This window comes from Streptomyces sp. Q2 (genome assembly GCF_056820935.1).
The window spans coordinates 1-14,667 of record NZ_JBXEJE010000040.1; the positions used below are offsets into that span (position 1 = coordinate 1).

The window sequence follows — 14,667 nt, forward strand, 5'->3', positions numbered from 1 at the left end:
CGCAGAAGGCTACTTCCTGCGCCGCGACGGCATGCAGTGGTTCTGGGACCAGTACACGACCGACGAGCAGCAGCGCGCCGAGATCACCGCATCCCCGCTGCGCGCCACCACCGGCCAGCTCACCGGCCTGCCCCCGGCCCTGGTCATCACCGGCGAGGCCGACGTCCTGCGTGACGAGGGCGAGGCCTACGCCAACAAGCTCCGCCAGGCCGGCGTCCCCGTCACGGCCGTGCGTTTCCAGGGCATCATCCACGACTTCGTGATGCTCAACGCCCTGCGCGAGACCCACGCCGCCGAGGCCGCGATCGCGATGGCCGTCAGCGCCCTGCGCACCGCGCTCCACGGCCACTGAGACATCGACAAGGAGAACCCCGCATGTCCACCACCCCCACCGTCCTTCTCGTGCACGGCGCCTTCGCGGACGCCGGCAGCTGGTCCGGCGTCATCGCCGAGCTGCAGCAGCACGGCATCCCCGTCGTGGCGCCGCCGAACCCGCTGCGCGGCCTGGCGTCCGACGCCGCGTACATCGCCTCGGCGGCCGCCCAGATCGACGGCCCGGTCGTGCTGGTCGGCCACTCCTACGGCGGTGCGCTGATCACCGTGGCCGGCACCACGGAGAACGTGGTCGGCCTGGTCTACGTCGCCGCCTACGTCCTCGAAGAGGGTGAGAGCCTCGGCGAACTGCAGGGTCGCTTCCCGCTCTCGCCGCTCGTCAGCAACCTCAAGGAGTGGACGTACCCGGTCGAGGGGGCGAAGCCCGCGGTCGAGGTCACCATCAAGGCCGAGGCCTACCCGGAGATCTTCGCCGCCGACGTACCAGCCGCCGTCACCAAGGTCCTCGCGGCGGCCCAACGCCCCCTGGCGGCCGCCGCCTTCGAGGAGACCGCCGCCGCGGCCGCCTGGCAGACCAAGCCGTCCTGGGCGCTCGTCGCCGGCGCGGACCAGGCGATCAACCCCGAGGTGGAGCGCTTCGGTGCCAAGCGGGCCGGGGCCACGATCGTCGAAGTGGAGGGCGCCTCGCACGCCGTGGCCGTGTCCCGGCCCAAGGAGGTCGCCGACCTGATCCGCGAGGCGGTGCGCGCGACGAGCTGACACAGGCGGTTCCCGTCGCCGGCCTTCCCGTACGCACCGCTCGTTTACGTCCGGCACACAACACCCCCATACAATTCGTGATCCTGTTCGGGCGTTCCGCTCGCGCAGGGTGTGCGAGGGGGGCGGGTTGGCCGAGGAGAGCGCGGCGTTCGGCTCTGTGCTGCGGGAGTTGCGGCTCGCCGCGTCCTTGACGCTGGAGGGCCTGGCCGAGGCCTCGGGCGTCAGCGTGCGGGGCATCGGGGATCTGGAGCGGGGGCGGCGGGCGGCCCCGCAGCGCCGTACGGTGGCCGCCCTCGCCGACGGTCTGGGTCTGGCCGAACCGGGTCGGGAACGGCTCCTGGCCGCCGCCCGGGCCGGACGCAGCCCCGGCTACAGCCCGGTCGGCGTGCGCGCCTTCCCGCGCGGAATCGACGACTTCGTGGGCCGGGAGCGGGAGCTCGTGCGGCTGAGAGAGCTGGCCGAGGGGGCGCGCGTGGTCGTGCGGTCCGCGGCGACGGCGGTGGAAGGCGGACCACAGGGGGGCGTGGTCGTCGCCGCCGTGTCCGGCCCGCCCGGCACCGGCAAGACCACCCTCGCGCTCCACGCCGCCCGGGAGCTGGCCGGCCTTTTTCCGGACGGGCAGTTGCTGGTGGACCTGCGCGGTATGGACGACGTTCCGCCCGAGCCGGTCGAACTGATGCTGGGCGTGCTCAAGGCCCTCGGCGTGGCCGACCGGGATCTGGCGAAGGCCGGGCCTCAGGGGCATCCCGGGCTGTACCGGCAGGTGCTGGCCGACCGGCAGTGTCTGCTGGTGCTGGACAACGCCCGTGACGAGGCCCAGGTCCGCCCGCTGCTGCCCGGCAGCGGTGCGGGGATGGTCCTGGTGACGAGCCGGCGGATGCTCACCGGGCTGGAGAGCGTGCACCGGCTGCCGCTCGGGGAGCTGAGCGCGGACGAGGCGGCCGTGTTCCTGACCACTCTGGTGGGCGAGGAGCGGGCCGGTGCGGATCCGGCCGCGCTGGCGGAGGTCGCCGAGCGGTGCGGGCATCTGCCGCTGGCGCTGAGGGTGGCCGGCAACTGGTTGGCCACCCGTACCGGTTGGAGCGTGCGACGGCTGGCCGACCGTCTCGCCTTCGAGGAGCGGCGGCTGGACGCGCTGGCGGCCGGGGACCTTCGCGTGTCGGCCGCCTTCGACCTGTCCTACCGCCAGCTCACCCCCACGGCGGCCCGGCTGTTCCGGCGTCTGGCCCTGGTGGAGGGACCGGACGTCGGCACGGCCTGCGCCGCCCGGCTGACCGGGCAGCAGGTGTTCGACGCCGAGGACACCCTGGAGGAACTGGTCGAGACCGGTCTGCTCGCCGCGGAAGGGGACCGCTACCGCTTCCACGACCTGCTGCGGTTGTACGCCCGCGCCCGTCTGGCGGCGGAGGAGAGCGCCGAGGACACCGAGCGGGCCCGCGCGGCGATGCACCACTGGCTGCTGGAGACCGCCGTGGTGGCCGGCCGCTGGTACGAGCCCGACCACGGTGCCCCGCCCCCGACCTGGCAGGGCACCGTCGACCTGTCGACCGCCGAGAAGGCCCGCCGGTGGCTGCAGGCCGAGGGCGCCAACTGGCTGGCCGCGCTGCGCCGGGCGGCCTCGGCGGGCGCGCACGCCACCGTCGTGGAGGTGGCCGAGGCCCTGCACTGGTTCTCCGACCAGTGGATCTACTGGGGGCACTGGCCCGAGGTCTTCGGTACCGCCGCCCGCTCCGCCCAGGAGCTGGGCGACCCGCTCATCGAAGCGACCCAGCTGAACTACCACGCCTGGGCACTGCTCCTGTGCGAGGGACGCCACCACGACAGCATCGCCCGCGCCGCCGAGGCCCTCGCGGCCGCCGGGCGCGCCGGCGACACGGTCCAGCAGGCGTGGGCGCACTTCTACACGGCCTGGGCCCTGCGCTGGCTCGGCGACTACACGCCGGCCGCCGAACACAACCAGCGGGCAGCGCGGTTGTTCCAGGACGCAGGCGACATGCACGGCACCGTCCAGGCCATGAGTGGTCACGGCAGCGTCCTGGTGGAGGCCGGCCGGGCGGAGGAGGCCATCGCCGCCAACCTTCGGGTTCTCGCCTTCCTCGATGAGGCCGGGGACCGCCTGGAGCCGCACATAGCCCTGTTCACCCGGTTCAGCCGGCACCACGGCAACGGTCGCGCCTACGCCCTCCTGAAGCGCTGGGACGAGGCCGTCGAGCACCTCCGGATCGCCCTCGAACTCAGCCACGACAGCGGCAACACCGGCCTGGAGAGCCGCTGCCTGGTCGACCTGGGCCAGGTCCTGCTGGACGCGGGACGCGAGGCGGAGGGCCGGAAGGCGTTCACCCGCTGTCTCGCCCTCGGCGCGGGTGCGGACCCCCGGGCCGTCACCGAGGCCCGCGAGCGGCTGGCCGGACGCGACGCCTGAACGGCGCCGCCGTCCTGGCCGCATTTCTGCCTGTGTTCTGCCTGGAGTCACCGACACGCCCCTGATTGGCTGCTGTTGCACGACAGCACAGGCGAGAAGGGGGCGAGCCGATTGAGTCCGGTACTGACGACCGCTTCGGTTCCCGACGGGGAGAAAGTCGTCTGCTGGCGCGACGCGGTGGGACGAGCACTGGTGCCGATGGCCGTCGTCCCGCGCGGCACCGGTCCGTTCGACGGCCGGATCACGACCAGCGACCTCGGCCACCTGCGGGTGTCCACGCTGGAGGCGGACGCCGCTCGGATCAGCCGTACGCCGTCACTCATCGCGCGCTCCCCCGAGGCGTTCTGGGCCGTCGGCATCCAGGTGTCGGGCACGGCGACCCTGACCCAGGACGGCCGAAGGGCGAAAGTACGCGCGGGTGACCTCCTGGTCTACGACACGACGCGGCCGTACTCCCTCGACCACCCGGAGCGGTTCGTCACCCACGTCTTCCGCCTGCCGCGCCCGGCACTGGGCGTACCGGACGCCGACCTCCGCCGGATCACCGGCACCGCCATCGGCACCGCCGACGGCTTCGGCACCGTGCTGCTGCCCTTCCTGGCCTCGCTGGCGACCTCGGCCCACTCCTACTCGCCCGCCCTCGGGGGCAGGCTGGCCGGCAGCGTCGTCGACCTGGTCGGCGCCCTGGTGACCGAGCGAACCCGTCAGGCCGGCCCGGACCAGGACGGCACGCGCGCCCACCTGGTGCGGCGCGTGCGCGACCACATCGACCGCAACCTCGGCGATCCGGCCCTGACGCCCGAGGCCATCGCCGGGGCGCACCGGATCTCCGTGCGGTATCTGCACCGGCTCTTCGAGGGCGAGGGCGTCACCGTGGGACGGCTCGTCCAGCAGCGCCGGCTGGAGGAGTGCGCACGCGATCTGGCCCGCCGCGGCCGGACGAACCCCACGGTGTCGGCGGTGGCTCGGCGCTGGGGCTTCGTCAGCCCCACCCACTTCAGCCGGGCCTTCCGCACGGCGTACGGCGTCTCCCCCGGCCAGTGGCGCGGTCCGCGCACCTCCGCGGCCCCGCCCGGCGCCTGAGCCGCCGGCCGTCTACGCCGCCGACTCGATCTCCGTGACCCCGCGCGGCTCCTGCGCGAACTGTGTCCGGTACAGCTGTGCGTACCGTCCACCGGCCGCCAACAGCTCCTCGTGCGTGCCGCGTTCCACGATCCGCCCCGCCTCGACGACGAGGATGAGGTCCGCCGTGCGCACGGTGGACAGGCGGTGGGCGATCACGATCGCCGTCCTGCCTTCCAGGGCCTCGGCGAGCGCCTCCTGGACGGCCGCCTCGGAGGTGTTGTCCAGGTGGGCGGTGGCCTCGTCGAGGATGACGACGCGCTGGCGGGCCAGCAGCAGCCGGGCGATGGTCATGCGCTGGCGTTCGCCGCCGGAGAGCCGGTAGCCGCGCTCGCCGACCACCGTGTCGAGGCCGTCGGGCAGGGACCGTACGAGATCGTCGAGGCGGGCGCGGCGCAGGGCGTCCCACAGGTCGGGCTCGGTCGCGGTGGGGCTCGCGAGCAGGAGGTTGGCGCGGACGGTGTCGTGGAAGAGGTGGCCGTCCTGGGTGACCATGCCGAGGGTGCCGCGCAGTGACTCGGTGCGCAGGTCACGGACGTCCACGCCGCCGACCCGGACGGCGCCCTCGTCGACGTCGTACAGACGCGGCAGCAGTTGGGCGACCGTCGACTTCCCGGCGCCGGACGAGCCGACGAGGGCGACGGTCTGCCCGGGTTCGGCGCGGAAGGAGATGCCGTGCAGGACTTCGGCGCCGCCCCGGGTGTCGAGGGAGGCCACCTCCTCCAGGGAGGCGAGGGAGACCTTGTCGGCGGAGGGGTAGGCGAAGCGGACGTTGTCGAACTCGACGGAGACCGGGCCGTCGGGGACGGGCCGTGCGTGCGGCTGCTCCTTGATCAGCGGCTCCAGGTCCAGCACCTCGAAGACGCGCTCGAAGCTGACCAGGGCGCTCATCACCTCGACGCGCGCGCCGGCCAGTGCGGTCAGCGGGGCGTACAGGCGGGTCAGGAGCAGGGCGAGGGCCACGACGGCGCCCGGGTCGAGGGTGCCGCGCAGGGCGAACCAGCCGCCGAGGCCGTAGACCAGGGCCAGTGCCAGGGCGGAGACCAGGGTCAGGGCGGTGATGAACAGGGACTGCGCCATGGCCGTCCGTACGCCGATGTCCCGCACCCGGCGCGCGCGGACGGCGAACTCCTCGGACTCCTGCTCCGGGCGGCCGAAGAGCTTGATCAGTGTGGCGCCGGGGGCCGAGAAGCGCTCGGTCATCCGGGTGCCCATCGCCGCGTTCAGGGCCGCCGCCTCCCGCTGCATCCCGGCCATTCTGCGGCCCATGCGCCGCGCCGGGATCACGAACACCGGCAGCAGCACCAGCGCGAGCAGGGTGATCTGCCAGGACAGGGTGAGCATCACGGCGAGTGTGAGCAGCAGCGTGACCAGGTTGCTGACCACTCCGGAGAGGGTGTTGCTGAAGGCACGCTGGGCGCCGATGACGTCGTTGTTGAGACGGGAGACGAGCGCTCCCGTACGAGTACGTGTGAAGAACGCGACCGGCATCCGCTGCACATGATCGAACACGGCCGTCCGCAGATCGAGGATGAGGCCCTCGCCGAGCGTCGCCGAGAGTCGTCGGCCGAGCACGCCGAGGGCCGCCTCGGCGACCGCGATGAGCGCGATGAGCAGGGCGAGTCGTACCACCGTGCCCTCGTCGCCGCCCGACACGATCGCGTTCACGACACGCCCGGCGAGGACGGGGGTCGCGACGGCGAGCAGCGCGGTCACCACGCCGAGCGCCACGAACCGGGCGATACGGCGGCGGTGCGGGCGGGCGAACCCGCCGATGCGGCTCAGGGTGGCGCGGGCGAGGGGGCGGCGCTCCTGCTCGGCGTTCATGACGCTGTGCAGCTGGGTCCAGGCTGTGGTCTCCATACTCATGGGAAGGACCGTAGAACCTCGAGCATGATTGAGGTCAAGGTGCTTCCGTCGTTCACCCGCCCGTCGTCGACCCGCCCCTCGTCCCCCCGCCCGTCGTCCACCCCCACGAAGGACCCGATGACCGTACGCAATCCCTTGTCCCCGCTTCCGCAACCCGCCGTTGGTGCGGGGTGGGAAGGCTCTTCGGATGTGACAGCGGTACAACTCCCCGAACTCCCCCGTCGCGTCCCGGTCCGCCGCATCCGCCAGATCCTGTGTCTGCTTCCGCTCCTGCTGGTCACCGTCGTCGCGGTGGAGCACCGGTCCGTGCTCGCCGAGGGCTTCGGTCATCTGCGCGACGCCCGGTTGCCGTGGCTGGCGGTCGCGGTCGGCGCCACCTGCCTGACCTGGGTCGCCGCGGCGCTCACCCGCCAGGGTGCCGTGGTCGAGCCCCTGCCCAAGGGGCGGCTGGTGGCCACGCAGTTCGCGGCGGGCGCGGCCAACCATCTGCTGCCCACGGGCCTGGGCGCGAGCGCGGTCAACCTGCGGTTCATGACGGTGTGCGGGCTGCCACTCGCCCGTTCCTCCGCCGCGCTCGCCCTGTATCTGCTGGCGGAGTCGATCGGCCGGCTCGGCCTGCTGGCCGCGCTGCTCATCGCCTTCCCGGACGCGCTGCGGCTCGGCCCGCTCCTGCCCGAAGGGGCCGTGGGCCCACTGCTGTCGGCCGTCGTGGCGGTCCTGGTGGTGGCGGTGGGCGTGCTCGCGTCGGTACGGCGGCTGCGTACGGCCGTGTTCTCGTTCCTGCGGACCGCGCTGGGCGAGGCACGCTCGGTGCACGCGCGGCCGGCCCGGGCGCTCGCCCTGTGGGGCGGTTCGCTCTCCTTCCCGGCGTTGCAGGCGGCGGGGCTGGTCGCGGTGGGACAGGCGCTCGGGCTGGACGTGCCGCCCGCGCACATGGCCCTCGCCTATCTGGCGGCGACGGTCGCGGTCGCCCTGGTGCCCGTGCCGGGCGGGATCGGCTCGGTCGAGGCGGCGCTGATCGTGGCCCTGGTGGCGGCGGGCGGCCCGGTGGCCGTGGCCACCGCTGTGGTCCTCGCCTACCGGATCATCACCGTGTGGCTGCCGCTGCTGCCGGGGGCTTTGACGCTCGGCGCGCTGGTACGGCTGAAGGTGATCTGACTCACCGCCGCGCGAGCGCGACGCGCACCGGACCGCAATGCCCACCACCGCCGCACCCGGATCGGGAACAGGCCGAACCGGCCGAACCGGGGCCGGGGGGATCGTCTGAATCCGCGCGGTCCGGCGCGGGTCCAGGTACGAACTCCTGTACCGGATGCGGCAGGATGAGCGGTCGCGTCGGCCATGGGGGGCTTCCTGGACGGCGCGACCTCTCATCCCGGAATCGAACAGGTGGCAACGTGACACGACTTCACATCCGGCCGTCGGCGAGGGACTTCGCCGCAGGACTTCTCTCCGGAGGTGACCGGTGAAGCGGGATCTCACCATGGACGACCTGGTGATCGCCGGCATCGCGGTGATCGCGGGCCTGCTGGCGGCGTTCCTGCTGCGCATGCTGCTGCGCTGGCTGGGCAAGCACGCCGACCGCACCCGCTGGAGCGGTGACGACGTCATCGTGGACGCCCTGCGGACCGCGGTCCCGTGGGCCGCGATCGCGGGCGGTGCGGCGACCGCGGCGGCGGCGCTGCCGCTGACCGGGACGGTCCAGCACAACGTCAACCAGGTCCTGACCGTCCTGCTGATCTTCGTCGTGACGGTGGCCGTGGCCCGGGTCGTCGCCGGCCTGATGCGGTCGGTCACCCAGTCCCGCCCCGGCGTCGCCGGATCGGCCACGATCTTCGTCAACATCACCCGGGTACTGATCCTGGCGATCGGCTTCCTGGTGGTGCTCCAGACGCTGGGCATCTCCATAGCGCCGATGCTCACCGCCCTGGGCGTCGGCGGTCTTGCGGTCGCCCTGGCCCTCCAGGACACCCTCGCCAACCTCTTCGCGGGCATCCACATCCTCGCCTCCAAGACCGTCCAGCCCGGCGACTACATCCGGCTGAGCAGCGGCGAGGAGGGCTACGTCGAGGACATCAACTGGCGGCAGACGACCGTCCGCTCGCTCTCCAACAACCTGGTGGTCATCCCCAACGGGGAGCTCGCGAAGACGAACATGACCAACTTCATGCGCCCCGAGCAGCAGTTGACCATCCTGGTGCAGGCGGGGGTCGCCTACGACAGCGATCTGGAGCAGGTCGAGCGGGTGACCATCGAGGTCGTCGCCGAGGTGATGACCGAGATCACCGGTGCGCTCCCCGACCACGAGCCGCTGGTCCGTTTCCACACCTTCGGCGACTCCCGGATCGGCTTCACGGTGATCCTGGGCGTCGGCGAGTTCAGCGACCAGTACCGGATCAAGCACGAGTTCATCAAGCGCCTACACAAGCGCTACCGCGCGGAGGGCATCCGGATCCCGGCGCCGACCCGCACGGTGGCCCTGCAGCAGGGCGCGGTGGTGATCCCGCAGCAGCGCGGCGCGGAGACCGAGCCGGGCGAAGTCACCTCCGCCCGGCTCGACTGATCATCTTCCTCTGATCACCTGTCTCTGATCACCAGCCTCGGCTGATCCTCACAGGGTGGCCGAGTTGTCGTGGGAGTGCCCGCCCGTCCGGTTGTTCGGCGCGATGAGGGTCGACGTCACCGGTGTGACCGTCCAGTCCGGGTGGCCGGGCATCCGCGGGGTCTTCGTGCCGTACAGCCAGTCCCGCAGGAAGCCGGACTGGTCCTGGCCGGAGACCTCCGTGGCGACGGCGATGTAGTCCTGCGTGGACGCGGAGGAGTTGCGGTACCGCTCCAGGAACGTGCGCTCGATCGCGTGGAAGACGTCCTCGCCGACGGCCTGCCGGAGCGCGTAGAGCACCAGGACGCCGCCCAGGTAGCGCTGGCTGTCGAAGAGGTTCGCCTCGTTGGGCGACGCGACCGGCCCGGAGGTCTTGCGCCACTGGTCGCCGCGCGCGTACGTGTCCTTCATCCGGGCTTCCATCGTGGTCAGGCCCAGGGAGTCGGTCCAGCCGCGCTCGTAGCGGTACAGCAGCCCGTAGAAGTCGGCGTGGCCCTCGTTCAGCCACAGGTCGGCCCAGGTGGCGGGGCTGACGCTGTTGCCGAAGTAGGAGTGGACCAGCTCGTGCATCATGTGCGAGCCGATCTTCGGCTCCGCCTGCAGCAGGTAGTTCGGCTTGTACAGGGTGAGGGTCTGGGTCTCCAGGCCGGTGAAGTCGAAGGCGGCCGGATCGTCGGAGTTGCAGGGCAGCAGCCCGTACGTCTCGAAGGGGTACGCCCCAAGTCGCTGCTCGATCCAGTCGACGAGCCCGGGCGTCAGGGCGAGCGCGGGCTCCAGGGCGGCGGCGCGGGCGACCGGCACGACGTCCCTGAGCGGCAGTCCGTGCGGGCCCTGCCGCTCCTTGACCACGTAGTCGCCGACCGTGATCTGCACCAGTTCGGTGGCGATCGGCGAGCGGGACCGGTAGGTGTACGCGGTCCGGTCGCCGTCGAGGCTCTCGGTGGCGACGAGCAGGCCGGACGCCACGCCGCGCAGGCCGGCGGGCACGGTGATGCGGAAGGTGAAGTCGGCCTTGTCCGCCGGGTGGTCGTTGCAGGGGAAGACGGTGTGCGCGGAGTTCGGCTGGGGGCACACCGCGAAGCCGTCCGGGGTGGGGACCCACGCGGTGTGCGCGAGTGCCTGGCGGGGGTCGGCCCCGTACTCCACACAGACGGTGACGGGCGTGTTCGCCGGCAGGGGGCTCGCCGGCGTGATCCGCAGCTTCTCGTCCACCTGCTCGAACGTGGCCGGACGGCCGGCGACGCGGACCGCGCGTATGTCCAGGCCGAGCGCGTCGAGGGAGAACCGGGTCAGGGCCTGGGTGGTCCTCATCCGCAGGGTCGCCTCGGCGTCGACGAGCCGGGTCGTCGCGTCGTAGGCGAGGTCGAGGCGATAGGCCGAGACGCGGTAGCCGTCGTTGCCGAGACTCGGGTAGACGGGGTCGCCGAGGGTCTCGGGGCCCGGGGTGCCGGTCTCCTTCGGAGCCGCGTGTGCCGAAGGTGCCGTGGCCAGGGCCGCGGCCGTGCCGATGAGGACGGCCGCCGGGGCCGTCACTCGGGTGCGATATCTCATGGTCCGCTTTCGCTCTGGCGGCCGACGGGTCAGGTCCGGCCGCCGCATCCGGTGGGCGATCGTGGGCGATCACCCTCCATGACCACATGATCGGAACAGTCGGTTGCCTCGGAGCGAAAATTTCTTGCGGGACCGCACGACTGTCCGGACCCCTGTCGAGACGAGAGCGGTCAGGAGATATCTTGATGTCGAGCAATGTTGCAGACGTGGAGCGGAGCACCCGGTGACTGACTCGACCATCATCTATACGCACACTGACGAGGCCCCGGCCCTGGCGACGTATTCCTTCCTGCCGGTGGTCCAGGCGTACGCCTCGCAGGCGGGTGTCGCCGTCGAAACCCGCGACATCTCCCTGGCCGGGCGCATCATCGCGCTGTTCCCGGAGTACCTGGAGGAGGGCCAGCGCATCCCGGACGCCCTCGCGGAACTCGGCGAGCTGGCCAAGACCCCGGCGGCCAACATCATCAAGCTGCCGAACATCTCGGCGTCGATCCCGCAGCTCAAGGCCGCGATCGCCGAGCTGCAGAGCCAGGGCTACGCGCTGCCGAACTACCCGGACGACCCGAAGACCGACGAGGAGCGGGACATCCAGGCCCGCTACGACAAGGTCAAGGGCTCCGCGGTCAACCCGGTCCTGCGTGAGGGCAACTCCGACCGCCGCGCCCCCGCGTCGGTCAAGAACTACGCCAAGACCCACCCGCACCGCATGGGCGCCTGGACCCCCGAGTCCAAGACGAACGTGGCGACCATGGGCGTCGACGACTTCCGCTCCACCGAGAAGTCCGCGGTCATCGCCGAGGACGGCGCCCTGCGCATCGAGCTCGTGGGCGACGACGGCACGACCACCGTGCTGCGCCCGTCCGTACCCGTCCTCAAGGACGAGGTCGTCGACGCCTCCGTCATGCACGTCGCGCCGCTGCGCGAGTTCCTCACCGCGCAGATCGCCAGGGCCAAGGCCGAGGGCGTGCTCTTCTCCGTGCACCTCAAGGCCACGATGATGAAGGTCTCCGACCCGATCATCTTCGGTCACGTGGTGCGCGCCTTCTTCCCGAAGACCTTCGCGAAGCACGGCGAGACGCTCGCCGCGGCCGGTCTCACCCCGAACGACGGCCTGGGCGGCATCTACAAGGGCCTGGAGGCCCTGCCGGAGGGCGCCGAGATCAAGGCCTCCTTCGACGCCGAGCTCGCCGAGGGCCCGGAGCTGGCCATGGTCGACTCCGACAAGGGCATCTCCAACCTGCACGTGCCGTCCGACGTCATCGTCGACGCCTCGATGCCGGCCATGATCCGCACCTCCGGCCACATGTGGGGCCCGGACGGCCAGGAGGCCGACACCCTCGCGGTCCTGCCGGACAGCAGCTACTCCGGCGTGTACCAGGCCGTGATCGAGGACTGCCGCGCCAACGGCGCCTACGACCCGTCCACGATGGGCTCGGTCCCGAACGTCGGCCTCATGGCGCAGAAGGCCGAGGAGTACGGCAGCCACGACAAGACGTTCGAGATCGCGACCACGGGCACGGTCCGCCTCGTCGACCAGGCCGGCAACGTCGTGATCGAGCAGGCCGTCTCCGCCGGTGACATCTTCCGCGCCTGCCAGACCAAGGACGCCCCGATCAGGGACTGGGTGAAGCTGGCCGTCACCCGCGCCCGCGCCACCGGCAACCCGGCGGTGTTCTGGCTGGACGAGACCCGCGCCCACGACGCCAACCTGATCGCCAAGGTCAAGACGTACCTGGCGGAGCACGACACCGAGGGCCTGGACATCCGGATCCTGAACCCGGTCGAGGCGACCAAGCTGTCGGTGGAGCGCATCCGCCGCGGCGAGGACACCATCTCGGTCACCGGCAACGTGCTGCGCGACTACCTCACCGACCTGTTCCCGATCCTGGAGCTGGGCACCAGCGCCAAGATGCTGTCGGTCGTCCCGCTGATGGCGGGCGGCGGCCTGTTCGAGACGGGCGCCGGCGGCTCCGCGCCGAAGCACGTCCAGCAGCTGGTCAAGGAGAACTACCTGCGCTGGGACTCCCTCGGCGAGTTCTTCGCGCTGGTCCCGTCCCTGGAACAGTGCGCGACGGCCACCGGCAACACCCGTGCCAAGGTCCTCGCCGACACCCTCGACCGCGCCACGGCGACCTTCCTCAACGAGGACAAGTCCCCGACCCGTCGCGTCGGCGGCATCGACAACCGCGGCAGCCACTTCTTCCTGTCCCTGTACTGGGCGCAGGAGCTGGCCCGGCAGAGTGAGGACGCGGACCTGGCGAAGGCCTTCGCCGCGCTCGCCGAGACCCTCGCCGCGAACGAGCAGAAGATCATCGACGAGCTGAACGCCGTCCAGGGCAAGCCGGCCGACATCGGCGGCTACTACCAGCCCGACCCGGCCAAGGCCGCCGCGGTGATGCGCCCGTCGGCCACGTGGAACGAGGCGCTCGCGTCCCTCAGCTGACGCACCGGCCTTTGCGAGGCCCCGCACGACTCCGCCCCGGTCGGCAGCTGCCCGGCCGGGGCGGAGCGTCGTCCGGCAGTCGTCCGGGAGCGGATCGGGGGCTGTCTTCGCCCGGGTTCATGACCGTGAGGCCGCATGTGGCACCGACGCAGGAACCACGCCGGAACGACGCCGGCGGACCCGGGCGCCTGTCTCCGGCCGGGCGCTCAACGACCGCGAGACCGCACCCGACGCCGACGTCGACGCCCGGACGCCAGCGGCGGCCCGGGCTGCGCGCCCGGCTCCGCCGACAGCCGCGGTGGTTGCCCGACCCTCACCAGTCCCGGGTGGCGATCAGCACCTCCACGTCCGCGTCCGCGAAGCCGTAGGCCTGCGCCACGAACCAGAAGTCCTCGGCTATCTCCTCGCGCGCCACGGTCTCGATGTCGCTGTCGGCCTCCTCGAAGTCGGCCTGGAGGCCGTTGAACTCTTCGGTGGCGGCCTGGGTCAGGGCGTACAGCGCCGCCAGACCGGCGGGCCGCTCGGTCTCGATGCGCTCGCACAGCCGCAGCAGGATCTCCCTGCCCCGGTCCACCACGTGGTCCGGGTAGTAGTCGTCCCGGTACAGCCCCTTGAGAAACGGGTGTGCGGTCACCTGTTGGTTACTGACGGGCATGCTGCTCCCCCGCCCTTCCTCGACGTTCCGATGTGGCACCTTGATCGTGCACCACGCCACTGACAACGCCCCCGGGAGCAGCCTCATGACCTCTGCCGCACCGTCCTTCGAGCTGCTGCCCGGTGCGGCGGACTCACCGGTGATCCTGCACGTGCCGCACTCGGCGCGGGAGATACCGCCCGCGGTGCGGGCGGGGATCGTGCTGGACGACGCGGGGCTGGAGCGGGAACTCGACCACATCACCGACGCGCACACCGCCGAGATCGCCACGGAGGCCTCCAGGCTGTCCCCGGTCGCCCCCTGGCGGTTCGTCAACCGGCTCTCCCGGCTGGTCGTGGACCCGGAACGGTTCCCGGACGAGCGGGAGGAGATGCTCGCCGTCGGCATGGGCGCCGTGTACACGCGAACCACGCACCGCGCACCCTTGCGGCCCGCCGACGCCGACCCGGAGCCGTTGATCGCGCGGTACTTCCGCCCCTACGCCCGGGCCATGACGGAAGCGGTGGCCGAACGGCTTGCCGTGGCGGGGCGGGCCGTGATCATCGACGTGCACTCGTACCCCACCCAGCCGCTGCCCTACGAGCTGCACGGCGAGGGTCCGCGCCCGCCGGTCTGTCTGGGCACCGACTCCTTCCACACGCCGCCCGGTCTGCTCACCGCGGCACGGGAGGCGTTCGCGGGGTGCGGGGAGATCGGGCTCGACAGTCCGTTCGGCGGGGCATACGTGCCGCTGGAGTTCTACGGAACCGAGCCCCGGGTCGGTGCTCTGATGGTGGAGATCCGCCGGGATACGTACATGAGCGAGCCGGGCGGCCCCGCCGGGCCCGGACTGACCCGTCTCGCGTCGGCGCTGGCCGGCCTCGTCGACGCGCTGACCGGCTGGCCGGACCGGACCTGATCGGCCCTGACCG

Annotated in this window: 11 protein-coding genes; 8 read left to right on the plus strand and 3 right to left on the minus strand. The window is 72.0% G+C overall.

Annotated features, from left to right (window positions below; all coding sequences use genetic code 11):
* From ACWBNA_RS35985 to ACWBNA_RS36000, 4 genes are all read left to right on the plus strand, one after another.
* On the plus strand, nucleotides 1–352 hold a 352-nt coding region (locus tag ACWBNA_RS35985; RefSeq protein WP_482708719.1), incomplete at its 5' end, for an alpha/beta hydrolase fold domain-containing protein.
* A gap of 23 nt (nucleotides 353–375) precedes the next feature.
* Nucleotides 376–1,092 carry an alpha/beta fold hydrolase gene (locus ACWBNA_RS35990; protein ID WP_482708720.1) on the plus strand — a complete coding sequence of 239 codons (717 nt, stop codon included), beginning with the start codon at nucleotides 376–378 and terminating at the stop codon, nucleotides 1,090–1,092.
* A gap of 127 nt (nucleotides 1,093–1,219) precedes the next feature.
* Nucleotides 1,220–3,514 carry an ATP-binding protein gene (locus tag ACWBNA_RS35995; protein WP_482708721.1) on the plus strand — a complete coding sequence of 765 codons (2,295 nt, stop codon included), beginning with the start codon at nucleotides 1,220–1,222 and terminating at the stop codon, nucleotides 3,512–3,514.
* A gap of 111 nt (nucleotides 3,515–3,625) precedes the next feature.
* On the plus strand, nucleotides 3,626–4,597 hold the full coding sequence (locus ACWBNA_RS36000) for an AraC-like ligand-binding domain-containing protein (protein ID WP_482708722.1): 972 nt from the start codon (nucleotides 3,626–3,628) through the stop codon (nucleotides 4,595–4,597).
* A gap of 12 nt (nucleotides 4,598–4,609) precedes the next feature.
* Here ACWBNA_RS36000 and ACWBNA_RS36005 read toward each other — a convergent pair whose 3' ends face one another.
* Nucleotides 4,610–6,499, minus strand: coding sequence for an ABC transporter ATP-binding protein (locus ACWBNA_RS36005; RefSeq protein ID WP_482708795.1), 1,890 nt, complete (start codon nucleotides 6,497–6,499; stop codon nucleotides 4,610–4,612).
* A 195-nt stretch (nucleotides 6,500–6,694) separates the two neighbouring features.
* Here ACWBNA_RS36005 and ACWBNA_RS36010 point away from each other — a divergent pair, with 195 nt between their 5' ends.
* Together ACWBNA_RS36010 and ACWBNA_RS36015 are read left to right on the plus strand one after the other, a co-directional pair.
* Nucleotides 6,695–7,663 (plus strand): lysylphosphatidylglycerol synthase transmembrane domain-containing protein, encoded by a 969-nt coding sequence (locus ACWBNA_RS36010; protein ID WP_482708723.1) that lies wholly within the window; start codon nucleotides 6,695–6,697, stop codon nucleotides 7,661–7,663.
* Nucleotides 7,664–7,970: 307 nt separating this feature from the next.
* Nucleotides 7,971–9,068, plus strand: coding sequence for a mechanosensitive ion channel family protein (locus tag ACWBNA_RS36015; protein WP_482708724.1), 1,098 nt, complete (start codon nucleotides 7,971–7,973; stop codon nucleotides 9,066–9,068).
* Between the two features lie 48 nt (nucleotides 9,069–9,116).
* On the opposite strand, the gene ACWBNA_RS36020 is transcribed toward ACWBNA_RS36015, so the two are convergent.
* Complete coding sequence (locus tag ACWBNA_RS36020) at nucleotides 9,117–10,658, minus strand: M1 family metallopeptidase (protein ID WP_482708725.1); 1,542 nt, start codon at nucleotides 10,656–10,658, stop codon at nucleotides 9,117–9,119.
* 223 nt (nucleotides 10,659–10,881) lie between these two features.
* On the opposite strand from ACWBNA_RS36020, the gene ACWBNA_RS36025 reads away from it, so the two are divergent.
* Nucleotides 10,882–13,101: an NADP-dependent isocitrate dehydrogenase gene (locus ACWBNA_RS36025; protein ID WP_482708726.1), complete on the plus strand. Its 2,220-nt coding sequence runs from the start codon at nucleotides 10,882–10,884 to the stop codon at nucleotides 13,099–13,101.
* A 313-nt stretch (nucleotides 13,102–13,414) separates the two neighbouring features.
* Here ACWBNA_RS36025 and ACWBNA_RS36030 read toward each other — a convergent pair whose 3' ends face one another.
* On the minus strand, nucleotides 13,415–13,756 hold the full coding sequence (locus ACWBNA_RS36030; RefSeq protein ID WP_482708727.1) for a DUF5713 family protein: 342 nt from the start codon (nucleotides 13,754–13,756) through the stop codon (nucleotides 13,415–13,417).
* An 85-nt stretch (nucleotides 13,757–13,841) separates the two neighbouring features.
* Between ACWBNA_RS36030 and ACWBNA_RS36035 the strand changes: the two genes are divergently transcribed.
* Nucleotides 13,842–14,654 (plus strand): N-formylglutamate amidohydrolase, encoded by an 813-nt coding sequence (locus ACWBNA_RS36035; RefSeq protein WP_482708728.1) that lies wholly within the window; start codon nucleotides 13,842–13,844, stop codon nucleotides 14,652–14,654.
* The last annotated feature ends 13 nt before the right edge of the window (nucleotides 14,655–14,667 follow it).